We start from the raw sequence: 22,503 nt of genomic DNA on the forward strand, positions 1-22,503 counted from the left end.
GTGCCGCGCCGTCAGGCGGCGTTCGCGCAGCCGCCCGGCTTGTGGATGCGCTCCGTCGACGCCGGGTACTTCGCGAGCAGGCTCGCCGGCCGCCGCGGGCGAGCGACCAGGTCGCCGCCGCAGTTCGGGCAGCGGCCCTTCAGCACGTCGTCCGCGCAGGTCGCGCAAAACGTGCACTCGAATGTACAGATGCGCGCGTCCGCCGAATCGGGCGGCAGGTCCTTGTCGCAGCATTCGCAACCGGGGCGCAGTTCGAGCATGATGGTCTCCTGGGTCGGTGAGGGATGGGCGCCGCCCGGACATTGCGTGCGGCGCGTGCGAGCGCTACTGTACGCGTTTGGATCGGCCCGGCCAACGGTGTCCCGCCCGGGCGCCGGCGACGCGCACGGGCCGCACCGGGAGACGACCATGCTTTATCGCGGAAGCTGTCACTGCGGCGACGTGACGTTCGAGGCGGAAGGCGACCTGCAGGGCGTGATGGCGTGCAACTGCTCGATCTGCCACCGCAAGGGTGCGCTGATGTGGTTCGTGCCGCGCGACCACATGAAGCTGCTGACGCCCGACGAGAATCTGGCGACCTACCTGTTCAACAAGCACGTGATCCGGCATCGCTTCTGCAAGCGCTGCGGGATTCACGCGTTCGGCGAAGGCGTCCACCCGGACGGCACCGCGATGGCCGCGATCAACGTGCGCTGCCTCGAGGGCGTCGACCTCGACGCGCTGCCCGTCACGCACTACGACGGCCGCTCGCGCTGAGCGGCGCGCCGGCGCGGGCGCCTGCGCGCCGCGATCGGATCAGGACGGTTGCACGGCGGCCGCGTTCGGCGCAGGCGTTTCCGCCTGCGGTGCGGGCCCCGCGGTGCGCGTGCCGGCGTCGGCCGGGCGTTCGATCAGCGGCGCGAGCGCGGGCGCCATCGACTTCAGCAACTGCACGGCCATCGCGCTCGTGAAGTCGTAGCGTGCCGCATACGGCTCGTGCGCGGTCGCCGTCAGCACGCCGAAGAACCGGTCGCCGAGTGCGAACACGAAGGTGCCGCTGCGGTTGACCTTGCGCGACTCGATCAGCCGCGCGCCGCGCGCATAGACGTTGAATCGCTGATCGCCCGTCCCCGTCTTGCCATATACGTCGAGCGTCTTGCCGTCCGGCAGCGTGAGCCCGCCCGCGAGGCGGCGCGCGGTGCCGTGGAGCACGACGTCGCGCAGCAGCGTGTGCGTCACGTTGACGATCTCCGGCGACAGCATCGGCTGCGGCTGCGCGGCCGCGCGCACGAAGCGGGTTTCGTACGGCGTGCCCTTCGCGAAATCGAGCCGCGTGATCGTCTCGGTCGGCGCCTTCTGGCCGCCGTTCGCGACCAGGCCGATCAATTTCGCGAGCGCGTCGGGCTGGTCGCCCGATGCGCCGATCGCGGCCGCGTAGGACGGCGTCACTTCCGCGAACGGGTAGCCGAGCGCGCGCCACGACTTCGTGATCTCCGCATACGCGCGCAGCTCGACCATGCGGCGGATGCGCCGGTCCTGCGTCGCGTGGTAGCGGGTCTTGTACAACCATGAATACGTGTAGAAACGCACCTCGCGGCTGTCGCGCTGAACGTCGGCGAGCGCTGCGCCCGGGTGCGCGCGCAGGTAGTTGAGCGTCCACAGCGCGAGCGGATGGACGCTCGCGATATAGCCGCGGTCGTTGAGGTTGAAGCGGTCGATCGCGTACTTCGCATAGAGCGCGGCGAGATCGTCGTCGGACAGCGTCGCGGCCGGCGTGCCCTTCAGTTGCGCGCGCATCTGCGCATCGAACCATGCGAGCGATTCGTTCGGCGCGACGCTGCGTAGCACCGTCGCGATCTTCGGCGGCGACTTGCGTACGTCGCGCAGCATCAGCGCGAGCGCGTCGTCGGGCGCCTTGCCCGCATAGCGCGTGTAGTACCGCTTCACGTAGACCTGGCTTTCGCCGTCGACGAATTGCTGAAGGTAATGCTGGCGCTGCGCCGGATCGCCGAGCCACGACGACGACGGCCCGGCCGCTTGCAGCGTCTCGTAGTGGACGATGTCGCGCATCAGCCGCACGAACACGAGGTTGACCGAGTGCTCGAACGCCGCGTGCAGCGTCATGATGCGGCCGTTGTCCGACTTCTCGAAGTTGGAGAACACCTGCGCGCCGCCGCCCGTGTAGAACACGTCGGGGCTCGCCGAATACTTGCGTTCGACGGCCGCATCGAGCATCGCCTGCAGCGAGCGGTCGCGCGTATGCGACAGGTAGTCGAGTGCCCAGCGCGACAGCCCGTCGATCGGATCGGGCTTCACGCGCGCCAGCGCCGCGTTCGACAGGTTCGCATAGCGCGCATGCAGATCGGAGACGATCTGCAGGTACGTGATCAGCGTGCGCAGCTTCGCGGTCGAGCCGAGGTTGATGCGGCCGCCGCGATTCACGTCGAACGGCTGGTTCACGCTGTCGGTCTGCACGCGCAGCAGGTTCGCGCCGTTGCGGTGTTCGTACAGCGTGAAGCTGTACGTGAGGTGCGACGGGTCGTCCTTCGGCGCGAGCATCTCGAAACCGTACAGGCCGGCGGCCTGCGCGCCGTCGCGCGTCGACGCCTGCGCGAGCCGCTGGGCGACCGCCTGCTGCACGCCGTTGTCGAGGGTGCTGGTAGCCTGCAGATCGAGCTGGTCGAGCTGGTACAGGTCGCCGATGCCGAGCGCCGACAGCAGCGACGCGCGCGCGGAGGTTACGGCCTTGCGCGACACGAACGACTGCACGCGCGCGGCGGCCGGCGGCGCGCTGCGTTCGATCTGCGCGGCGAGCGCGGCATCGCGCAGCGCGGGCGAGATCACGCCGCCGTTCGACAGCAGCCGCAGGTAGCTGTCGGTCAGCTTCTGCAGCGCCGGATAGCCGCGGTTGAGGAAGTACGACGGCGCGCGCTGCGCGATCAGCAGCGACAACACCTCGCGGAACGTCTTGCCCTGCTGGTCGACGTTGTCGCCGGTCGTCGGCGCGGACAGCACGCGGTTGACGTCGTTGAAGTCGCGGCCGTACCACGCGGCGAGACCGTCGCCGATGCCGGTGATTTCGCCCACGTGCGGCCGCGCGGCGAGCGGCACCGAGTTCAGGTAGCGCACGACGATCGTGCGGCGCGCGAGCATCGTTTGCGGGCCGTTCAGGTAGGCGCGCACCGACGCGGAGGCGATCTGCCGCAGCTTCTCGGGCGGCGTCGCGGTGCGGCCCTCGGGCGAATGGCGGAACTTCTCGATCTGCGTCGCGAGCGTGCTGCCGCCCGGGCGCGACTGATGGCGGTTGACGACGTGCAGCGCCTGGTCGGCGAGCGCGCGGCTGAAGCGCCCCCAGTCGATCGCCGGGTTGCGGTTCGGTTCGTTCGCGTCGAGCAGGTAGCGATCCTCGATGAATAGCAGCGAATCGGTGATCACGCGCGGCACGGTGTCGAAGTCGGCATAGACGCGCTGCGGAAACACGGTCGCGAACAGCGGCGAGCCGGTCGAATCGAACAGCATCAGGCCCGTCTGGTCTTTCTCTTCGTAAGGGAGAAACAGCCCGCGCTGGCCAAGCGACAGCATCCGTTGCGAATCGCGCGCCTGCTCGCTGACGACGAAGCCGCGCGCGAGCAGCCGCTGCTGGAACGCGGGAATCATCGCGTAGCCGAAGCGCTGGTCGTACGGGCCGTTCGCGGGGAAGCGGATGTGATCGCTCGGCCCCGCTTCGACCGTGTAGCCGACGTCGCGGGTGAGCTCGGACAGGTAGTGCGCCTGCAGCCGGGATGTTTCGATCTCGGTCTGCACAAGCCGCGCGACGATCGCCACCGCGATCAGCAGTGCGGCGAGCAAGGACCACTTGACCCACGTCCAGACCGATGCGAGACCGGTCACGCGCGGCAGGATACGATTCAGCGGCCGATTCATGGCGGCGTCTCCCTGAGGGCGCGGTTATCCGGCCGCACCCTATTGAGGATTAGTGTAGTCCTCCGCGGCGGGCTGCCAAGGCCGGTTGACTACCGAGATGCGCCGGCGCAACAGGCGTGCCCATACCGGCCGAGCGACCGGCCAACGGCCGCAGGAGCCCCAGCCGGCGCGCCGCCCGGGCCATGCGACGGTCGAACGGGCAGCGGTGAATCGGCGTGAAAAATGGTGCGCGATTCCACGGTTCATTCAACTGACGAAATGGTCGATCAGGTGATCGACGAAAAGCCGGGCCTTGCGCGGAAAGTGCCGCCGGCTCGGATACGCGACATTCATTTCGAGCGCCTCGAGCCGATAGCCGGGCAGCAGCGCCAGCAGCCGGCCGTCGTCGAGATCCGACTCGACGAGGAAGTCGGGCAGGACCGCGACGCCCATGCCGGACAACGCCCAGTTCCGGATCAGCCCGACGTTGTTCGACGACGCGGACTTGTTCGGACGCACGGTGATGCGCGTCTGGTCGTGATCGAACGACAGGTATTCGCCCATGAAATCGGCATGGAATGCCAGGCATGCGTGCGACGCGAGATCATGCGGATGCATGGGCGCGCCATGCCGGTCGACATATTGCGGCGCGGCGCAGACGATCTGCTTGAGCCGCGTGAGCGGGCGCTTCACCAGTGTGTTGTTGCTGATGTGCTGGGACAGCAGCAGGCCGACGTCGAAGCCCTCCGACACGAGGTCGACGTGACGATCCACGATCGTGACTTCCGGCACGATGGCCGGGTGGCGCATCTTGAACGCGTCGATGGCCGGCGCGAGCACGTGCATGCCGAACATGACCGGCGCGGCGATTTTCAGCGATCCGATCGGTTCGTGATGCATCGATGCGATCGTTTCCTCGACCCGGTCGATTTCGTCGATCACGTGACGTATCTGCGCCAGATAGAGATGGCCCGCGTCGGTCAGCGACAGGCTGCGGGTGGTGCGATTCAGCAGGCGGGCGCCGAGCCGATCCTCGATGCTCATGACGAGGCGGGTGGCCGACGAATTGGATATGTTCAGTTCCGTGGCCGCGCGCACGAAACTACGAAGTTCGGCGACCTTGACGAAGAGTCGCATCGGTAGGAGTTCGTCCATTTTTTTATCGATATATAGAAAGTGTTGATTGAATTCTATCTATCGGTTTACTGAATTTTAATGGGCTTTTTTTACGAATGATTATTATGGAATTGCGTATTTATCGGGTGTGAGAACGGCCGGAGAATGATGGGTTCCGAGGTGGGTAGGTCGTTGAATCAATGATTTGATTCGGTTTGCTATTAAACCTTTTTGGTGGGATTGTATTTAGTAATTGTACGAAAATATAGGTTAATTTTTTATTAAAGCATCCGCTATTCTCGATGCAATGTGATGCCGAGCCGGATGTGTCCTGTCGTCACGGCAGCTTCGCGCGATTGCGTCGACGCATGGCTTCGACGAAGCAGTGGATCGGGTAGCCGCAGGCAACCGGGCAGCGCATCGCGGCTCGTGAGCACACCGGGGCGCCGGATAGCCGCGCGCGACGCATACTTCTTGCAGCCGCCGGTTGGTGCCGCGGGAGGCGCGTGTCGCGGCGACGAGCGATGATATGCTCGCGGAACGCCCGCGATCGACGGGCAGTTTGCCCGCGCGCGACTGCGTTGCGCGGCGTTTCCGAGGGAAGAACCGACATCATGAGCCGCAAATTCATTCTGAAGGGCGACACGACCGATCACGGCGGCGTCGTGCTCGAAGGGATCGCCAATTCGTCGTTCGACGGGCGCGAACTCGCATACCTCGGCGCATCCGTGTTCTGTGCGGCGTGCAAGTCGCCGGGCGTGATCGTGTCGGACGGCGGCGAGCGCACGATGACCGTGATGGGTAAGGTCGTTGCCCTCGAACACGACTTGTGCCAGTGCCAGTGCACGCCGCAGCCGAAACTGATCGCGTCGCAGGCCACCGGGACCATCTCGGCGTAAAACGCGCCGCGCGGATGCAGCCACGCGGAGGCAGCCGCGCGGACGCAGTTGCCCTCCGGGCGGCATCGATGCACGGGCGCTTGCCGTCAGGCGCTGCCTTCGGTCTCGATCACGAGGATGCGCGCGGCGCCGAGCGGATGCGCGACGTGCTCGGTGCCGACCGTCGCGTGGAAGACGTCGCCCGTTTCGAGCACCGTCGCGTGCTCGACGCCTGCGTCGCGGTAGCGCATCTCGACGCGGCCATCGAGCACCGCGAACACCTCCTCGCCGTCGTTCACATGCCAGCGATACGGCTGGTCGGTCCAGTGCAGCCGGACCGTGATGCCGTTCAGGTTCGCGATGTCGAGGGCGCCCCACGCGCGGTCCGCCGTGAATGCGGCGCTCCGGATGATGTTCATCGATGTGTTCCCCGGCACGCGTGCGCGCCGCTTTCCAGTGATTTTCCCGACATCCGCATTCAGCGCGACGTGGCGCGCAGCGCCTGCTCGACGATCTGCTTACGCTTCGCGAAGCCGGCCGCCGAACGCTCGGTGACGCGCTCCACGACCGCGGCCGGCGCGGTGTCGGGCGAGCCGGCGTCGAACGGCGGCGCGGGCGCGTATTCGAGCTGCAGCTGGATCGCCTGCGCTTCCTCGTCGCCGACCAGCTCCGCGGCGATCGTCAGCGCGAAATCGATGCCGGCCGTCACGCCGCCGCCCGTGACCAGGTTGCCGTCGCGCACGACACGCTCGCGCACGGGTATCGCACCGAGCGGTTCGAGCAGCGCGTGGTATCTCCAGTGCGTCGTCGCGCGCCGCCCGCGCAGCAGGCCGGCCACGCCGAGCAGTAGCGAGCCCGTGCAGACCGACGTCACGTAGCGCGCGGTGGCCGCGCGCCGTTGCACGAACGCGATCGTTTCGGCATCGAGCAGCAGCTCGTTGATGCCGATCCCGCCCGGGATGCAGATCACGTCGAGCGGCGGGCAGTCGTCGAACGTACAGGTCGGCGCGAGTGCGAGGCCGCTGCTCGACGCGACCGCGTCGCGCGACTTCCACACCAGATGGACGGCCGCATCCGGCAGCGACGCGAGCACGTCGTGCGGGCCGGTGAGGTCGAGTTGCTGGACGCCCGGAAAGACGAGAAGGCCGATATGCAGGGTCATGCGAAGGCTCCGAGAGGGAAGGGAACGCGCGCCGTTCGGCACGGGATGGACAGATCGATTCTAGGCGCGTAGTGTTTGGCGAAATCGCCATATCCCCCACGTTTTCAGCCAATGGACATGCCTGCCGCCGCCCCGCGTTCGATCCTGGTCCTCGCGTTTCCCCGTGCGCAATTGCTCGATGTGACGGGGCCGCTGCAGGTGTTCGCGTCCGTCAACGAGCTCGCGCTGGAGCGCGGGCAGCCGGCGCCGTATGCGCCGCGCGTCGTGGCCGTCGAAGCGGGGCCCGTCGAGACGTCGTCGGGCCTCGTCGTGATGGCCGAGTCGCTCAGCGCGGCCGCGCGCCGTCCGGATACGCTGATCGTCGCCGGCGGCAAGGGCGTGCATGCGGCATCGAAGGATGCGCGGGTGGTGCGCTGGGTGCGGCAGCAGGCCGGGCGCGCGCGGCGCGTGGCGTCCGTCTGCACCGGCGCGTTTCTGCTCGCGGAAGCCGGCCTGCTCGACGGCCGGCGCGCGGTCACGCATTGGGCGCGCTGCGACGAATTCGCGGCGCGCTACCCGAACGTGCGCGTCGAGCCGGACCCGATCTTCATCCGCGAAGGCGCGCTGTGGACGTCGGCCGGCGTGACGGCCGGCATCGATCTCGCGCTCGCGCTGGTCGAGGAGGATCTCGGGCGGGCGACCGCGCTCGACGTCGCGCGAGAACTCGTCGTGTTCCTGAAGCGTCCGGGCGGGCAGGCGCAGTTCAGCACGATGCTGTCGATGCAGCGCACCGCCGACCGGTTCGGCGAGCTGCACGCATGGATGGCCGAGCACCTGACGGCCGACTTGTCAGTGCCCGCGCTCGCCGAGCGCGTGAGCATGAGCGAGCGCAGCTTCGTGCGCCACTATCGCGCGGAAACCGGCCGCACGCCCGCGCGCGCGGTCGAGCAGATCCGTGTCGAGGCCGCGCAACGCCTGCTCGGCGAAACGGCGTGGCCCGTCAAGCGGATTGCCGGGCGTTGCGGTTTCGGTTCCGAGGAGACGCTGCGGCGCAGCTTCGTGCGCGTGCTCGGCGTGTCGCCGCAGGGGTATCGCGAGCGGTTCGTGCGCTAACGTTGGACGGATGAGCGGGGCCGGCGCGACGCCGCCCGGAACTGATTGGAAACGGGTCGATTTCCAGTCCGAAGCATTGGAACTATTCAGGATATGAGAACAATGGACGGGGGCTTGTGCCGCGCCCGTCGCGCGCTCTATTCTGTTCCGTTGGCGATTCGAAGGGGGAAGCAGCATGGACCGCATTCAGGCAATGGAAGTTTTTACCCGCGTGGTCGACGCGAACAGCTTCACGCGGGCGGCCGACACGCTTGCGATGCCGCGCGCGTCGGTGACGACCATCATCCAGAATCTCGAGGCGCTGCTCGGCGTGCGCCTGATGCACCGGACGACGCGCCGGCTGTCGCTGACGCAGGAGGGCGCTGCGTACTACGAGCATTGCATGAAGATCATCGCGGAGATCGCCGAGGCCGACGCGAGTTTCCAGGCCGGCAACCGCAAGCCGAGCGGCATGCTGCGCGTTCACATGCCGAGTTCGCTCGGGCGGCGCATCGTGCTGCCGTCGCTGTCGGTCTTCCGGCAGCGCTATCCGGACATCACGCTCGAGCTGGGGCTGTCCGACCGCTACGTCGATCCGGTCGAGGAAGGCATCGACTGCATGATCCGGGTCGGGCCGCTCGAGGATTCGTCGATGGTCGCGCGGCGCATCGGGATGCTGAAGCGCGTGACGTGCGCGTCGCCCGATTACCTCGCCCGCCACGGCGAGCCGAACGAGATTGCCGATCTCGTCGATCATCATGCGGTGAATTTTCGTTCGAGCCATGGCGCGCGGGCGATTCCGTGGGTGTTCATGATCGACGGCAAGCCATTCGAGGTGCGGATGAACGCCAGCGTCACGGTCAACGATTCGGATGCGTACGTGACGTGCGGGCTCGAAGGCTTCGGGATGATCCAGCCGACGCTGTTCATGGTGCTGCCGAACCTGCTCGACGGCTCGCTGGTCGAGGTGCTGCCGGACTGCAATCCGAAGCCGAAACCGATCTCGATCGTCTATCCGCACAACCGGCATCTGTCGCAGAAGGTGCGCGTGTTCGCCGACTGGATCGCGGAGCTGTTCGAGTCGACGCCGGCGCTGGAGGGTGGGGAAAACTGGCGGGGGAAGGTGGAGGTGCAGGCGGCGCTCCAGAGAGGGGCGGTGGCCGTGTGACGCTGCGCATCGGCGCGCAGCGCTTGGCGCCGTTTCGGTTGCTCCGTCAAATGCCGCCGCTGCACGATCCGTGCCGTGGGCGGCCGAGTGGCTGATGGGCCGGGCTGGATCATCATCGATGCGTGAGCGAGTGGGGTGTTGATGCAGACGGGGATGTTGCGACAGGAAGTCACTGACGCGTGACGCAATGAAAAAAGCCGCTGTTCCTTTCGAAACAGCGGCTTTTCGCATTTGGTGGCGAATCAGGGATTCGAACCCCGGACCTGCGGATTATGATTCCGTCGCTCTAACCGACTGAGCTAATTCGCCGAAGACTTGAATTATGTCGATCGGCCGTCCGGCTGTCAATACCTTTTTCCATCTTTCCCGAAAAAAGTTGCCGCCGCCCCGTGCCGACCTCCATCACGGCCGGGAGCCGGCCACCGGAAGGCGTATCTCCGCCGGCCGTCCCCCGCTCCACGCACACCATCAATCCTGCGCGTAGATGTCCGAGTCCTTCGTCTCCTTGACGAACAGCAGGCCGATCACGAAGGTGGCCAGCGCGATCACGATCGGGTACCAGAGCCCCGAATAGATGTTGCCCTTCGCCGCGACGATCGCGAACGCGGTCGCCGGCAGGAAGCCGCCGAACCAGCCGTTGCCGATGTGATAGGGCAGCGACATCGACGTGTAGCGGATCCGCGTCGGGAACATCTCGACCAGCATCGCGGCGATCGGGCCGTAGACCATCGTCACGTAGATCACGAGGATCGTCAGGATCACGATCGTCATCGGCCAGTTGAGTTGCGCCGGGTCGGCCTTCGCCGGGTAGCCGGCCCCCTTCAGCGTCGACGCGAGCGTCTTGTCGAACGCGGCGCCCTGCGCCTTCGCGTCGGCCGCCTTGCCGTCGTAGGTCTGGATCACCGTGTCGCCGACCTTGATTTCAGCCGGCGTACCGGCCGGCGCCGCGACGTTCTCGTAGTTCAGGCCGGCCTTCGCGAGCGCGCCCTTCGCGATGTCGCACGAGCTGGTGAACTTCGACGTACCGACCGGGTTGAACTGGAACGAACAGGTGGCCGGATCGGCGACGACCGTGATCGGCGCCTTCTGCGTCGCGAGTTCGAGCTGCGGATTCGCGTAGTGCGTGAGCGCCTTGAACAGCGGGAAGTAGGTCAGCGCCGCGATCAGGCAGCCGGCGAGGATGATCGGCTTGCGGCCGATCTTGTCCGACAGCGAACCGAAGAACAGGAAGAACGGCGTGCCGATCAGGAGCGCGATCGCGATCAGGATGTTCGCGCTGGCGCCGTCGACCTTCAGCGTCTGCGTGAGGAAGAACAGCGCGTAGAACTGGCCCGTGTACCACACGACGGCCTGGCCGGCCGTCAGGCCGATGAGCGCGAGGATCACGATCTTCAGGTTCTTCCACTGGCCGAATGCTTCGGTCAGCGGCGCCTTCGACGTCTTGCCCTCCGCCTTGATGCGCAGGAACACCGGCGATTCGTTCAGCTGCAGCCGGATCCACACCGACACCGCGAGCAGCAGGATCGACGCGACGAACGGCACGCGCCAGCCCCAGCTGCCGAACGCTTCCTCGCCGATGAACGTGCGCACGCCGAGGATCACGAGCAGCGACAGGAACAGGCCGAGCGTGGCCGTCGTCTGGATCCACGCGGTGTAGAAGCCGCGCCGGTTGGCCGGCGCATGCTCGGCGACGTAGGTCGCCGCGCCGCCGTACTCGCCGCCGAGCGCGAGGCCCTGCAGCAGCCGCATCGCGATGAAGATCACGGGGGCGGCGATGCCGATCGATGCGTAACCGGGCAGGAAGCCGACCACGAACGTCGAGACGCCCATGATCACGATCGTCACGAGGAACGTGTGCTTGCGGCCGACGAGGTCGCCGAGCCGGCCGAACACGATCGCGCCGAACGGCCGCACCGCGAAGCCGGCGGCGAAGCCGAGCAGCGTGAAGATGAACGCGGCGGTCGGATTGACGCCGGAGAAGAAGCTCTTGCTGATGTAGGCCGCGAGTGACCCGGCCAGGTAAAAGTCGTACCACTCGAACACGGTGCCGAGCGACGACGCGAAGATCACCTTCTTCTCTTCGCCCGTCATCGGCGAGTGCGAAATTTGCCCGCCTAACGTTGCCATGAATCGTCTCCAAGTCCCTTGATATAGATGTGCGGCCGCCTTGGGAGGGGCGGGCCTGTCGACGATTATTGGCACGGAAACTTACGGCGCACTGACTCGCGCGTACAAAACGACTGCGCGTTAACCCGTGTCGAATCGGTCGCTTCGCGAGCCGATCGTGGCACGAACGTCCGGTAAATCGCCGGTTTCGACGTATTCGCGCCGAGCCGCGGCGATGCGCGTCAGGGTTAATCCGGGGCGGTGTCGGTGAGCGGCAGGCTGATGCGCACGAGCGTGCCGGCGAGGCGCGGCGCGTGCTGGTAGACGTGATCGTCGAGCGTCAGCGTGCCGCCGTGCTGCGCGGCGATCTCGCGCACGATCGCGAGCCCGAGGCCGCTGCCGTCGCCTTCGCGGCCGAGGATCCGGTAGAAGCGCTCGACGACACGCTCGCGCTCGCCGGCCGGGATGCCCGGGCCCGTATCCTCGACTTCGAGATGCACGAGCCGCGCCGCGGGCTCGGCACGCACGCGCACGGTGATGCGACCGCCTTCGGGCGTATAGCGGATCGCGTTGTCGACCAGGTTGCCGAGCATCTCGCGCAGCATCACCGGATTGCCGTCGACGTCGAGCGGCGCGTCGTCGTCCGGGCCTTCGTACCCGAGGTCCATGCGTTTCGCGAGCGCGGCCTGTACCCAGTCGCGCACCGTGCGCCGCGCGAGCGCGGCGATCTCGACCGGCTCGAACGTGAGCCCGCTCGCGCGGTTCTCGGCGCGCGCGAGCGCAAGCAGTTGCGTGACGAGCCGCGCGGCCTGCTCGGAGCTCGTCGCGATCTGCTCGAGCGAGCGCTGCACGTCGGGCGGCACCGGGTGGCGCAGCGCGAACTCGGCCTGCGTGCGCAGGCCCGCGAGCGGCGTCTTCATCTGGTGCGCGGCGTCGGCGATGAAGCGTTTCTGCAGCGCCATGTTCTGTTCGAGCCGCGCGAGCAGGTCGTTGAACGACGTGACGAGCGGTTCGATCTCGGGCGGCGCGCGCTGCGCCTCGACGGGCGACAGGTCATCGGGCCGCCGCGCGCGAATGTGCGCCTGCAGCGCGTTGAGCGGTGCGAGCCCGCGCGACAGCCCGAACCAGACGAGCAGGATCGCGAGCGGCAGGATCACGAATTGCGGCAGGATCACGCCCTTGATGATGTCGTTCGCGAGCGCGTTGCGCTTGTCGAGCGTTTCGCCGACCTGCACGAGCACGGGCTGCGCGCCGCTCGCCTGCGGCAGCTCGACGGTCGTATACGCGACGCGCACGTCGTTGCCGCGCAGCAGGTCGTCGCGGAACACGACGACGCCCGGCGGCGGGCGGTCCTCGTCGCGCGGCAGCGGCATGTCGGCCTCGCCCGCGACCAGCTCGCCGCGCGTGCCGAGCACCTGGAAGTAGACGCTGTCGACGTTGTCCGCGCGCAGGAAGTCGCGCGTTTGCTCCGGCAGCGTCAGCTCGGCGACGCCGTTGACCGGGTGGATCTGCCGTGCGAGCACGTATGCGTTGGTCTCGAGCGCGCGGTCGAACGGGCTGTTCGCGATCGTTTTCGCGACGAGATAGGTGACGGCGATGCTCATCGGCCACAACAGCAGCAGCGGCGCGAGCATCCAGTCGAGGATTTCGCCGAACAGCGAGCGCGGGCGCGGCGTTTCGGGCGATTCGGTTTCGTCGGGCGGCGCGAACGGGTTCTCGTAGCGCGCGTCGCGCGCCTCGTCGGCAGCCGACGACGGCGCGCCGGTCGGGTGGCGGGAATGGGCCGGCGTGGCCATCGCGGCGCCGCCCGGCGTCAGCGCAGCGGCGTGCCGGCCGCCGCGGGCTGGGGCGCCGCCGTGTTGGCCGGCGTCGCGGGCGCGACTTTCTCGAGGCAATAGCCGAGGCCGCGCACGGTCGAGATCCGCACGCCGCTCGGTTCGATCTTCTTGCGCAGCCGGTGCACGTAGACTTCGATCGCGTTGTTGCTGACTTCCTCGCCCCATTCGCACAGATGATCGACGAGCTGTTCCTTCGACACGAGGCGGCCGATCCGCTGCAGCAGCACCTCGAGCAGGCCGAGTTCGCGCGCGGAGAGATCGAGCACGTGATCGTTCGCATACGCGATGCGGCCGACCTGGTCGAACGCGAGCGAGCCATGGCGCACGACGGTCGGGCCGCCGCCGGCGCCGCGCCGGGTCAGCGCGCGCACGCGCGCCTCGAGCTCGTTGAGCGCGAACGGCTTGGCCATGTAGTCGTCGGCGCCGAGGTCGAGCCCCTTCACGCGTTCGTCGACGCTGTCGGCGGCGGTCAGGATCAGCACGGGCAGATTGGAATTGCGTGCGCGCAGGCGCTTGAGGACGTCGAGCCCGGACATTTTCGGTAGCCCGAGATCGAGGATCAGCAGGTCGAAAGTCTGCATGGACAGCGCGGTGTCGGCGTCGACGCCGCTCTTCACGTGATCGACGGCATAGCCCGATTGGCGGAGTGACCGGGTGAGGCCGTCCGCGAGTATGCTGTCGTCTTCGGCGATGAGAATTCGCATGTTGCTGACCGATGCCGGCAGGGCGTTCTCGCCGGTGCGGCTGTCTCCGAAGTTATTCGTGTACAACGCTCTGCATTGCGGGCTTGCACAAAACACTGTTTTTTTATACAGTGTCTGAATTCGTGGGCAGCGCTTGAAGCGGGCGCGCCTCCAACAGACGCTGCTCATCATAGCAAAGGACGATTCATGGAAGATAGCAAGAAGGGCTCCGGGATGACCGCCGAGAAGAGCAAGGCGCTGGCGGCCGCACTCGCGCAGATCGAGAAGCAGTTCGGCAAAGGGTCGATCATGCGCATGGGCGACGCCGAGGCGGCCGAGGACATCCAGGTCGTCTCCACGGGTTCGCTGGGTCTCGACATCGCGCTTGGCGTCGGCGGCCTGCCGCGCGGCCGGGTGGTCGAGATCTACGGTCCGGAATCGTCCGGTAAAACCACGCTCACGCTGCAGGTCATCGCCGAACTGCAGAAGATCGGCGGCACGGCAGCCTTCATCGATGCCGAGCACGCGCTCGACGTTCAGTACGCGTCGAAGCTCGGCGTGAACGTGCCGGAACTGCTGATCTCGCAGCCGGACACCGGCGAGCAGGCGCTGGAAATCACCGACGCGCTGGTGCGCTCGGGCTCGATCGACATGATCGTCATCGACTCGGTCGCGGCGCTCGTGCCGAAGGCCGAAATCGAAGGCGAGATGGGCGATTCGCTGCCGGGCCTGCAGGCTCGCCTGATGTCGCAGGCGCTGCGCAAGCTGACCGGCACGATCAAGCGCACGAACTGCCTCGTGATCTTCATCAACCAGATCCGGATGAAGATCGGCGTGATGTTCGGCAATCCGGAAACCACGACGGGCGGCAACGCACTGAAGTTCTACTCGTCGGTGCGTCTCGACATCCGCCGGATCGGCTCGATCAAGAAGAACGACGAGGTGATCGGCAACGAGACCCGCGTGAAGGTCGTCAAGAACAAGGTGGCGCCGCCGTTCCGCGAAGCGATCTTCGACATCCTGTATGGCGAAGGCATTTCGCGTCAGGGCGAGATCATCGATCTCGGCGTGCAGGCGAAGATCGTCGACAAGGCGGGCGCCTGGTACAGCTACAACGGCGAGAAGATCGGCCAGGGCAAGGACAACGCGCGCGAATTCCTGCGTGAGAATCCGGAAATCGCACGCGAGATCGAGAACCGCATTCGCGAATCGCTCGGCGTCGTCGCAATGCCTGATGGCGCTGGCAACGAAGCCGAGGTGTTGGACGAAGAAGAGTGATGGTCGGGCGCCGAGGTCAGGCTGGCGAGACGGAAGAGAGCGACGCGCCCGAAACGGCGGGTCGCTCCGGCCGGCGAGCCGGATCCTCGGGCGCCGACCGGCGGGACGCAGGCGGCAACGCCGCGAACCGCACCGCGACGAGGGCATCCGACGATGCCCTCGTTTCATTTGAGATTGCCGCACCGGACGATCCGTTCGACGACGATGAGTCGTTCGACGCACACGATCGCTCCCGCCGTCGCGTGTCCGGTGTCCGCTTCCCGGGCGATCGCGCAGCCGATTCGCCCGCGGCAGAAGATGTCTATACGCGCAGCAGCCAGCATCCGCGCCGCACACGCCGCGCAGCCGGCGCGTCTTCCGGCGCTGCTTCAAGCGACGCTCCGGGCGCCGGCGAGCGCAAGTCGTCGAAGCCGCCGCGGTCGTTGAAGGGCCGCGCGCTCGGCTATCTGTCGAGGCGCGAATACAGCCGCACGGAGCTCGCGCGCAAGCTCGCCCCCTACGTCGGCGAGGACGAATCCGTCGAACCGGTCCTCGATGCGCTGGAAAAGGAAGGCTGGCTGTCCGACGCGCGCTTCGCCGAGAGCCTCGTGCATCGCCGCGCATCGCGCGTCGGCGTCGCGCGCATCGTCAGCGAGCTGAAGCGCCATGCGGTCGGTGACAGTCTCGTCGAAGAGGTGAATGCGCAATTGCGCGAGACCGAGTTGACGCGCGCGCAGGCCGTCTGGCGCAAGAAATTCGGTGCACTGCCGCAAACGCCCGCGGAGCGCGCGAAGCAGGCGCGCTTCCTTGCCGCCCGCGGCTTCTCGAGTGCGACCATCGTGAAGTTGCTGAAAGTCGGCGACGATTTCCCGATCGACGACTGACGCGCCCGGCCGCGCGTGTGGCGCGCGATTTTGCTGCATTGCAACCGCTTCCGGCAGGCGGGAATACCCGCCGTCGCGGCAAACTGTCTCAAATACCCAATATGCTAAAATCCACCGGTTTTCCTCTTCGGCCTCAACCTCCAGCATGCCGCTATCCGAGCCCGTGCCCCGTCAGTTGCGACATCGACGCGCAATCCGAGCGGAAGCCTACGAGCGCGGCGACGGCTTGTGGGACATCGAAGCCTGCCTGACCGACCACAAGCCGCGCGATGTCGCACTTGCGTCGGGCATCCGGCCCCAGGGCCTGCCGATCCACGAACTCTGGCTGCGCGTGACCATCGATCGTGACCTCAATGTCGTCGACGCCGAAGCGTCTTCGGAATGGGTGCCCTATCCCGGTCACTGTCAATCCGCCCCGCCTGCCTATCGGGCCCTCATCGGGCTCAATCTCTTCCGCAATTTCCGCCGCAACGCGAACCGGCTGCTCGCCGGCGTCGCAGGCTGTTCCCATCTCACCGAACTGTGCGCCGTGCTGCCGACGGCCGCGATCCAGGCGTTCGCCGGTGATGTGTGGAACGTGCGCGAGGAGGGCGGCGAAGGGCCGGATCATGACGGCGTGCACGCCGAACCGCCGTTCCAGCTCGGCCGCTGCCGTGCGCTGCGATTCGACGGCGAGGTCGTGCGGCAGTACTACCCGCGCTGGTATGGCCCGATTCGGCCGGATCTGCCCGGTGAAGGCAGCACGAAGGAATGAACGGAAATCATTCGAAGAAGCGTCTTAAGCGACATTTCATCCAACTCTCAGACTGAAGGGAATCACGCATGAAGATTCACGAGTACCAGGGTAAGGAAATCCTGCGGAAATTCGGCGTCGCGGTACCGCGCGGCAAGCCGGCGTTCTCGGTGGACGAGGCCGTCAAGGTGGCGGAAGAGCTCGGCGGCCCGGTTTGGGTCGTGAAGGCTCAGATTCACGCAGGCGGCCGTGGCAAGGGCGGCGGCGTGAAGGTGGCGAAGTCGATCGAACAGGTGCGCGAATACGCGAACCAGATCCTCGGCATGCAGCTCGTCACGCACCAGACCGGTCCGGAAGGCCAGAAGGTCAACCGCCTGATGATCGAGGAAGGCGCCGACATCAAGCAGGAACTGTATGTCAGCCTCGTCGTCGATCGCGTGTCGCAAAAGATCGTTCTGATGGGTTCGAGCGAAGGCGGCATGGACATCGAGGAAGTCGCCGAAAAGCATCCGGAACTGATCCACAAGGTCATCGTCGAGCCGTCGACGGGCCTGCTGGATGCCCAGGCCGACGATCTCGCCGCGAAGATCGGCGTGCCGGCTGCGTCGATTCCGCAAGCGCGCGCGATCCTGCAAGGCCTGTACAAGGCATTCTGGGAAACCGACGCATCGCTGGCTGAAATCAACCCGCTGAACGTCTCCGGCGACGGCAAGGTCACCGCACTCGACGCGAAGTTCAACTTCGACTCGAACGCGCTGTTCCGTCACCCGGAAATCGTCGCGTACCGCGATCTGGACGAAGAAGATCCGGCTGAAATCGAAGCGTCGAAGTTCGACCTCGCGTACATCTCGCTCGACGGCAACATCGGCTGCCTCGTGAACGGCGCAGGCCTAGCGATGGCGACGATGGACACCATCAAGCTGTTCGGCGGCGAACCGGCGAACTTCCTGGACGTCGGCGGTGGCGCGACGACCGAGAAGGTCACCGAAGCGTTCAAGCTGATGCTGAAGAACCCGGGTCTGAAGGCGATCCTCGTGAACATCTTCGGCGGCATCATGCGCTGCGACGTGATCGCGGAAGGCGTGATCGCCGGTTCGAAGGCCGTGAACCTGAACGTGCCGCTCGTCGTGCGCATGAAGGGCACGAACGAAGACCTCGGCAAGAAGATGCTGGCCGATTCGGGCCTGCCGATCATCTCGGCTGACAGCATGGAAGAGGCTGCGCAGAAGGTCGTCGCGGCTGCCGCAGGCAAGTAACGCTATCGAATACGCATGGCGGCGCGGCTTGCACGCGACGCCCATCGAACAGAGGTCAAAATACATGTCGATTCTGATCAACAAGGACACGAAGGTCATCACGCAGGGCATTACCGGCAAAACCGGTCAGTTCCATACGCGCGCCTGCCGTGAATACGCAAACGGCCGCGAAGCATTCGTCGCGGGCGTGAACCCGAAGAAGGCCGGCGAGGATTTCGAAGGCATTCCGATCTACGCGAGCGTCAAGGAAGCGAAGGCGGAAACCGGCGCGACCGTGTCGGTTATCTACGTTCCGCCGGCAGGCGCAGCCGCTGCGATCTGGGAAGCGGTCGAAGCCGATCTGGATCTCGCGATCTGCATCACGGAAGGCATCCCCGTCCGTGACATGATCGAAGTGAAGGACCGCATGCGTCGCGAAGGCCGCAAGACGCTGCTGCTCGGGCCGAACTGCCCGGGCACGATCACGCCGGACGAACTGAAGATCGGCATCATGCCGGGTCACATCCACCGCAAGGGCCGCATCGGCGTCGTGTCGCGTTCGGGCACGCTGACGTATGAAGCAGTTGCCCAGCTGACGGCACTCGGCCTCGGCCAGTCGTCGGCAGTCGGTATCGGCGGCGACCCGATCAACGGTCTGAAGCACATCGACGTGATGAAGATGTTCAACGACGATCCGGATACGGATGCGGTCGTGATGATCGGCGAAATCGGCGGTCCGGACGAAGCCAACGCCGCCGAGTGGATCAAGGACAACATGAAGAAGCCGGTCGTCGGCTTCATCGCTGGCGTCACGGCGCCTCCGGGCAAGCGCATGGGCCACGCCGGCGCGCTGATCTCGGGCGGTGCGGATACGGCCGAAGCGAAGCTGGAAATCATGGAAGCGTGCGGCATCACCGTCACGCGCAACCCGTCGGAAATGGGCCGTCTGCTGAAGAAGGCGCTGTAATCATTTCCCTCGGGCTCGTCCTGCAGAAAACGCCGGCTTAGCCGGCGTTTTTTGTTATGCTCGCGCAATGAATTCGTAAGCACCGGGCATGCGTCCTGCATGTGCCGGCGATGAACCGGGTCGCCCGCGGGCGGCCGCCGTCCTTTCCTCACGGCCATGCTCGAATTCCTGACCTCGCTGCACTGGGGCGCCATTCTCCAGATCGTCATCATCGATATCCTGCTCGGCGGCGACAACGCGGTCGTGATCGCGCTCGCGTGCCGCAATCTGCCGGCGAACCAGCGGCTGCGCGGCGTCGTCTGGGGCACCGCAGGGGCGATCCTGCTGCGTGTCGCGCTGATCACGTTCGCGGTGGCGCTGCTCGACGTGCCGTTCCTGAAGCTCGGCGGCGGGCTGCTGCTGCTGTGGATCGGCATCAAGCTGATGGCGCCGGCCGCCGACGCGCACGACAACATCAAGCCGGCCGACCGGCTGTGGGACGCCGTGAAGACGATCGTGATCGCCGATGCGGTCATGAGCCTCGACAACGTGATCGCGATCGCCGGCGCGGCCGAGCAGGCCGATCCGTCGCACCGGCTCGCGCTCGTGATCTTCGGGCTCGTCGTCAGCGTGCCGATCATCGTATGGGGCAGCACGCTGGTGCTGAAGCTGCTCGACCGTTTCCCGGTCGTCGTGGCGTTGGGCGCCGGGCTGCTCGGCTGGATCGCGGGCGGGTTGATCGTGAACGACCCGGTTGGCGATCGCTGGCCGGTGCTCGATACGCCGTCGGTGGTGTACGGCGCGAGCATCGCCGGCGCGCTGTTCGTCGTCGCGATCGGTTACGCGCTCAGGAAACGCCGCAACGTGCCGCACGCGCACTGACTGGCCATCCGGCCGACTGTCGGCCTCGCGGCCCGCTGGCTACGATCGAGACGCCTGCCTGTATCGGCAGGCGTTTTTCGTTTCCGGAGCCCCTGTCATGTTCGAAGCCTTTTCCGTTTCCCTGTTCCGTCGCGTTGCCGCCGATCTCCGGCGCGCGAACCGGCCGTCGCCGCGCTGGCGGCCGGCCGGCTTCACGCTGATCGAACTGATGATCGTGCTGGCGATCGTCGGCGTCGTCGCGGCCTACGCGATTCCCGCGTACCAGGATTACCTCGCGCGGTCGCGCGTCGGCGAGGGGCTTGCGCTCGCGTCGTCCGCGCGGCTCGCGGTTGCCGACAATGCCGCGAGCGGCGCGAGCCTCGACGGTGGCTACAGCCCGCCTGCCGCGACCCGCAACGTCGAATCCGTCACGATCGACGGCGCTACCGGGCAGATCAGGGTCGCGTTCACCTCCCACGTGGCCGCGGCCGGCGCGAATACGCTGGTGCTCGTGCCGTCTGCGCCCGACAAGGCCGATGCGCCCACCGCGCGCGTGCCGCTCAAAAAGGGGGCGATACAGGCGGGCGCGATTGCGTGGGAATGCTTTGCCGCCGGCAAGGACGCATCGTCGCTGCCGGCGCCGGGAGCGGGGCCGTTGCCGGGAGACGCCGCGACGCTGCCCGCGAAATATGCACCCGCGGAGTGCCGCGCGTAAGGCCGGCGCAGAAGGCGGGCGGCCGCGCATGCGGCCTGCCGGCCGCCGATTCGGCCGGCGGGGGCTGCGGCCCCGCGCCGGTTCGCGGAGCGACAGCCCCGCACAGAGCGGGGAAAGTTTTGTATAGTGCGCCGGTTGCTGACATCCGGTTCGCTCATGCCTTCTACTTTTTCCCGTTCGTTGTCGCTCGTTGCGCTGGCTGTCGCCCTGATCTTGCCGTACGCGATCACGAATCACACGTATCCGATCCCGACCTTCTATTCCGAGTTTTCCGCGCTGGTGCTGTATCTGCTGGTAGGCGTGTCCGTCGTGCTGCTCGCGCGCACCGGCCGTCCGACCGAGCCGTTTGCCGCGCCGGCTGCGTTCGCCGTGCCGCTCGGCTTCGCGGTGGTGCTGATCGCGCAGGTTGCGCTGATCCCGCTCAAGGTGCCGTCGATGAACTGGCTGGCGATCGGTTATCTCGCCGCCGCGCTGGTTGCAATGCAGGCCGGCTACGCGCTTGCGCGCGACGGGATGGCGGAAATCGTGTCGCGGATGATGGCCGGTGCGCTGCTGGTCGGCGGCGTGTTCGCGGTCGGGACCCAGATCGTGCAGCTGTTCCACCTCGAGTCGGCCGTCTCGCCGTTCGTCGTGGTGTACAACATCGCGGTCGACCGCCGTCCATACGGCAACATGGCGCAGGCGAATCACCTGGCCAGCTACATCGCCTTTGCGCTCGCGGGTGCGCTGTACCTGGTGCAGACTCGCCGGCTCGCGGTGTGGGCGTGGCTCGCGCTGTCGCTCGTGCTGTCGGTCGGTCTCGCGCTGACCGTGTCGCGCGGGCCGTGGCTGCAGGTCGCGGTGATGGTCGTCGCGGGCTTCTGGATGGCGTGGGTCGAATCGCGCCGCACGCCCGGCAATGCGCGTGCATGGCTGATACCGGTCGTGCTCGCGGTCGCCTTCATCGCGGTGAACGTCGCGGTGCGCTGGGCCAACGTGCACTACCACCTGAATCTCGCGGAGTCGGCCGCCGACCGGATGCGCGACGCCGGGCAGATCGCGCCGCGCCTCGCGCTGTGGAAGTACGGGCTCGCGATGTTCCGCGAGCATCCGCTACTCGGGGTCGGTTGGGGCGAATTTCCGTCGCACCAGTTCGCGCTCGTGCGCACGCTCGGCGGCGTCGAGATCGCGAACAATTCGCACGACATCTTCATCGACCTGCTCGCGAAGTCCGGTCTCGTCGGGCTCGGCGTGCTCGCCGTCACGCTCGTCACGTGGTTCGTACGCGCGGTGCGGGCGCCGCAGTCGAGCATGCGCGTGTTCGGCTTCGCGCTGATCGGCATCCTGCTGATGCATGCGCTGGTCGAGTATCCGCAGCAATACATGTTCTTCCTGCTGCCGGCGATGTTCGTGATCGGGTTGCTTGAGGTGAGGCCGCTGCGTGTCCTGCCGGGGCGTGCGGCATTCGGGCTGTTCGCGGTGCTGTCGTTCGGCGGCGTGCTGGCGGCGGTGCCCGTGCTGCGCGACTACCAGCGCGCGGAAGTGCTCTATTACGGCAGCAGCCCGGCCGAGCAGTACCGCGATGCGCCGTCGCTGCTGTTCGGCGCGTGGGGCGATTACGGTGCGGCGACGCTGCTCCCGATTTCGCGGGACGATTTGCCGGCCAAGCTCGCCGCGCACGAGCGTGCGATCGCGCTGCTGCCGGGCGAGACGGTGCTGCGCCGCTACGCGGTGCTGCAGGCGCTGGCCGGCCGCGAAGCCGACGCCCTCGATACCGTCGCGCGCCTGCATGTGTTTGCGAAGGAATTGAAGGACTGGCCGCAACAGCTGGCCTCGTTGTACAAGCTGTGCGACCAGGAGCCGGCGCTGAAGGCATTCCGGGCGGCCGTCGTCGCGAAGTACGGGGAAGTGCCGGCCGATGAGGGCGACGATTCGGACGACGACGATTCGGATTGACGCAGATCGTGCCCGCCGGAACGGGGAATGCCG

General features: G+C 66.7%; 20 protein-coding genes and 1 tRNA gene. 12 read left to right on the top strand and 9 right to left on the bottom strand.

Annotated elements, in window-relative coordinates:
• Positions 1-11: 11 nt before the first annotated feature.
• Positions 12-260, bottom strand: a complete 249-nt coding sequence (locus tag HWX09_RS20760) for a DUF1272 domain-containing protein (RefSeq protein WP_027785341.1) — start codon at positions 258-260, stop codon at positions 12-14.
• A gap of 148 nt (positions 261-408) precedes the next feature.
• Here HWX09_RS20760 and HWX09_RS20765 point away from each other — a divergent pair, with 148 nt between their 5' ends.
• The gene (locus HWX09_RS20765; protein ID WP_027785340.1) at positions 409-756 is read left to right on the top strand and encodes a GFA family protein; all 348 of its coding nucleotides are present in this window, start codon (positions 409-411) and stop codon (positions 754-756) included.
• Positions 757-795: 39 nt separating this feature from the next.
• Here HWX09_RS20765 and HWX09_RS20770 read toward each other — a convergent pair whose 3' ends face one another.
• Positions 796-3,903, bottom strand: a complete 3,108-nt coding sequence (locus HWX09_RS20770; protein WP_027785339.1) for a transglycosylase domain-containing protein — start codon at positions 3,901-3,903, stop codon at positions 796-798.
• 246 nt (positions 3,904-4,149) lie between these two features.
• Positions 4,150-5,037 (bottom strand): LysR family transcriptional regulator, encoded by an 888-nt coding sequence (locus tag HWX09_RS20775; protein WP_027785338.1) that lies wholly within the window; start codon positions 5,035-5,037, stop codon positions 4,150-4,152.
• Positions 5,038-5,612: 575 nt separating this feature from the next.
• Between HWX09_RS20775 and HWX09_RS20780 the strand changes: the two genes are divergently transcribed.
• The gene (locus HWX09_RS20780; protein ID WP_027785337.1) at positions 5,613-5,897 is read left to right on the top strand and encodes a PAAR domain-containing protein; all 285 of its coding nucleotides are present in this window, start codon (positions 5,613-5,615) and stop codon (positions 5,895-5,897) included.
• Between the two features lie 86 nt (positions 5,898-5,983).
• Here the strand turns inward: HWX09_RS20780 and HWX09_RS20785 are convergent, their stop codons facing one another.
• Both HWX09_RS20785 and HWX09_RS20790 read right to left on the bottom strand, forming a co-directional pair.
• Positions 5,984-6,295, bottom strand: coding sequence for a cupin domain-containing protein (locus HWX09_RS20785; RefSeq protein ID WP_027785336.1), 312 nt, complete (start codon positions 6,293-6,295; stop codon positions 5,984-5,986).
• A gap of 59 nt (positions 6,296-6,354) precedes the next feature.
• Positions 6,355-7,038, bottom strand: a complete 684-nt coding sequence (locus HWX09_RS20790) for a DJ-1/PfpI family protein (RefSeq protein ID WP_027785335.1) — start codon at positions 7,036-7,038, stop codon at positions 6,355-6,357.
• Positions 7,039-7,155: 117 nt separating this feature from the next.
• On the opposite strand from HWX09_RS20790, the gene HWX09_RS20795 reads away from it, so the two are divergent.
• Positions 7,156-8,130 carry a GlxA family transcriptional regulator gene (locus tag HWX09_RS20795; protein WP_027785334.1) on the top strand — a complete coding sequence of 325 codons (975 nt, stop codon included), beginning with the start codon at positions 7,156-7,158 and terminating at the stop codon, positions 8,128-8,130.
• A gap of 175 nt (positions 8,131-8,305) precedes the next feature.
• Positions 8,306-9,277, top strand: a complete 972-nt coding sequence (locus tag HWX09_RS20800; RefSeq protein WP_027785333.1) for a LysR family transcriptional regulator — start codon at positions 8,306-8,308, stop codon at positions 9,275-9,277.
• A gap of 232 nt (positions 9,278-9,509) precedes the next feature.
• On the opposite strand, the gene HWX09_RS20805 is transcribed toward HWX09_RS20800, so the two are convergent.
• From HWX09_RS20805 to HWX09_RS20820, 4 genes are all read right to left on the bottom strand, one after another.
• A tRNA-Met gene (locus HWX09_RS20805) sits at positions 9,510-9,586 on the bottom strand.
• Between the two features lie 159 nt (positions 9,587-9,745).
• Positions 9,746-11,404, bottom strand: coding sequence for an MFS transporter (locus tag HWX09_RS20810; RefSeq protein WP_027785332.1), 1,659 nt, complete (start codon positions 11,402-11,404; stop codon positions 9,746-9,748).
• 227 nt (positions 11,405-11,631) lie between these two features.
• Positions 11,632-13,179, bottom strand: coding sequence for a sensor histidine kinase (locus HWX09_RS20815; protein WP_027785331.1), 1,548 nt, complete (start codon positions 13,177-13,179; stop codon positions 11,632-11,634).
• Between the two features lie 17 nt (positions 13,180-13,196).
• On the bottom strand, positions 13,197-13,925 hold the full coding sequence (locus HWX09_RS20820; protein WP_027785330.1) for a response regulator transcription factor: 729 nt from the start codon (positions 13,923-13,925) through the stop codon (positions 13,197-13,199).
• Between the two features lie 186 nt (positions 13,926-14,111).
• Here HWX09_RS20820 and recA point away from each other — a divergent pair, with 186 nt between their 5' ends.
• The 8 genes from recA to HWX09_RS20860 all read left to right on the top strand — a co-directional run bounded on the left by recA (position 14,112) and on the right by HWX09_RS20860 (position 22,470).
• Positions 14,112-15,182, top strand: coding sequence for a recombinase RecA (gene recA / locus HWX09_RS20825; protein ID WP_027785329.1), 1,071 nt, complete (start codon positions 14,112-14,114; stop codon positions 15,180-15,182).
• Positions 15,182-16,045 (top strand): recombination regulator RecX, encoded by an 864-nt coding sequence (recX, locus tag HWX09_RS20830; RefSeq protein ID WP_027785328.1) that lies wholly within the window; start codon positions 15,182-15,184, stop codon positions 16,043-16,045. Before recA ends, recX begins: the two co-directional genes overlap by 1 nt.
• Positions 16,046-16,190: 145 nt before the next feature.
• Positions 16,191-16,799 (top strand): DUF2889 domain-containing protein, encoded by a 609-nt coding sequence (locus HWX09_RS20835; protein ID WP_027785327.1) that lies wholly within the window; start codon positions 16,191-16,193, stop codon positions 16,797-16,799.
• A 68-nt stretch (positions 16,800-16,867) separates the two neighbouring features.
• Positions 16,868-18,034: an ADP-forming succinate--CoA ligase subunit beta gene (sucC, locus tag HWX09_RS20840; RefSeq protein WP_006491644.1), complete on the top strand. Its 1,167-nt coding sequence runs from the start codon at positions 16,868-16,870 to the stop codon at positions 18,032-18,034.
• Between the two features lie 64 nt (positions 18,035-18,098).
• The gene (gene sucD, locus HWX09_RS20845) at positions 18,099-18,980 is read left to right on the top strand and encodes a succinate--CoA ligase subunit alpha (RefSeq protein ID WP_006477916.1); all 882 of its coding nucleotides are present in this window, start codon (positions 18,099-18,101) and stop codon (positions 18,978-18,980) included.
• A gap of 156 nt (positions 18,981-19,136) precedes the next feature.
• Positions 19,137-19,841 carry a TerC family protein gene (locus tag HWX09_RS20850; protein WP_027785326.1) on the top strand — a complete coding sequence of 235 codons (705 nt, stop codon included), beginning with the start codon at positions 19,137-19,139 and terminating at the stop codon, positions 19,839-19,841.
• A gap of 97 nt (positions 19,842-19,938) precedes the next feature.
• Positions 19,939-20,535: a pilin gene (locus HWX09_RS20855; RefSeq protein WP_027785325.1), complete on the top strand. Its 597-nt coding sequence runs from the start codon at positions 19,939-19,941 to the stop codon at positions 20,533-20,535.
• A gap of 156 nt (positions 20,536-20,691) precedes the next feature.
• On the top strand, positions 20,692-22,470 hold the full coding sequence (locus HWX09_RS20860; RefSeq protein WP_027785324.1) for a Wzy polymerase domain-containing protein: 1,779 nt from the start codon (positions 20,692-20,694) through the stop codon (positions 22,468-22,470).
• The last annotated feature ends 33 nt before the right edge of the window (positions 22,471-22,503 follow it).

The organism is Burkholderia sp. BCC1208 (assembly GCF_902833095.1).
GTDB lineage: Bacteria > Pseudomonadota > Gammaproteobacteria > Burkholderiales > Burkholderiaceae > Burkholderia.

Coding starts and splice junctions, on each gene's coding strand:
- HWX09_RS20790 (WP_027785335.1), bottom strand. CDS start 7,038: ATGACCCTGCATATCGGCCTTCTCGTCTTTCCGGGCGTCCAGCAACTC.
- HWX09_RS20860 (WP_027785324.1), top strand. CDS start 20,692: ATGCCTTCTACTTTTTCCCGTTCGTTGTCGCTCGTTGCGCTGGCTGTC.
- HWX09_RS20780 (WP_027785337.1), top strand. CDS start 5,613: ATGAGCCGCAAATTCATTCTGAAGGGCGACACGACCGATCACGGCGGC.
- HWX09_RS20770 (WP_027785339.1), bottom strand. CDS start 3,903: ATGAATCGGCCGCTGAATCGTATCCTGCCGCGCGTGACCGGTCTCGCA.
- HWX09_RS20800 (WP_027785333.1), top strand. CDS start 8,306: ATGGACCGCATTCAGGCAATGGAAGTTTTTACCCGCGTGGTCGACGCG.
- HWX09_RS20810 (WP_027785332.1), bottom strand. CDS start 11,404: ATGGCAACGTTAGGCGGGCAAATTTCGCACTCGCCGATGACGGGCGAA.
- HWX09_RS20835 (WP_027785327.1), top strand. CDS start 16,191: ATGCCGCTATCCGAGCCCGTGCCCCGTCAGTTGCGACATCGACGCGCA.
- sucC (WP_006491644.1), top strand. CDS start 16,868: ATGAAGATTCACGAGTACCAGGGTAAGGAAATCCTGCGGAAATTCGGC.
- HWX09_RS20820 (WP_027785330.1), bottom strand. CDS start 13,925: ATGCGAATTCTCATCGCCGAAGACGACAGCATACTCGCGGACGGCCTC.
- HWX09_RS20765 (WP_027785340.1), top strand. CDS start 409: ATGCTTTATCGCGGAAGCTGTCACTGCGGCGACGTGACGTTCGAGGCG.
- recX (WP_027785328.1), top strand. CDS start 15,182: ATGGTCGGGCGCCGAGGTCAGGCTGGCGAGACGGAAGAGAGCGACGCG.
- HWX09_RS20795 (WP_027785334.1), top strand. CDS start 7,156: ATGCCTGCCGCCGCCCCGCGTTCGATCCTGGTCCTCGCGTTTCCCCGT.
- recA (WP_027785329.1), top strand. CDS start 14,112: ATGGAAGATAGCAAGAAGGGCTCCGGGATGACCGCCGAGAAGAGCAAG.
- HWX09_RS20855 (WP_027785325.1), top strand. CDS start 19,939: ATGTTCGAAGCCTTTTCCGTTTCCCTGTTCCGTCGCGTTGCCGCCGAT.
- HWX09_RS20815 (WP_027785331.1), bottom strand. CDS start 13,179: ATGGCCACGCCGGCCCATTCCCGCCACCCGACCGGCGCGCCGTCGTCG.
- HWX09_RS20850 (WP_027785326.1), top strand. CDS start 19,137: ATGCTCGAATTCCTGACCTCGCTGCACTGGGGCGCCATTCTCCAGATC.
- HWX09_RS20785 (WP_027785336.1), bottom strand. CDS start 6,295: ATGAACATCATCCGGAGCGCCGCATTCACGGCGGACCGCGCGTGGGGC.
- HWX09_RS20760 (WP_027785341.1), bottom strand. CDS start 260: ATGCTCGAACTGCGCCCCGGTTGCGAATGCTGCGACAAGGACCTGCCG.
- HWX09_RS20775 (WP_027785338.1), bottom strand. CDS start 5,037: ATGGACGAACTCCTACCGATGCGACTCTTCGTCAAGGTCGCCGAACTT.
- sucD (WP_006477916.1), top strand. CDS start 18,099: ATGTCGATTCTGATCAACAAGGACACGAAGGTCATCACGCAGGGCATT.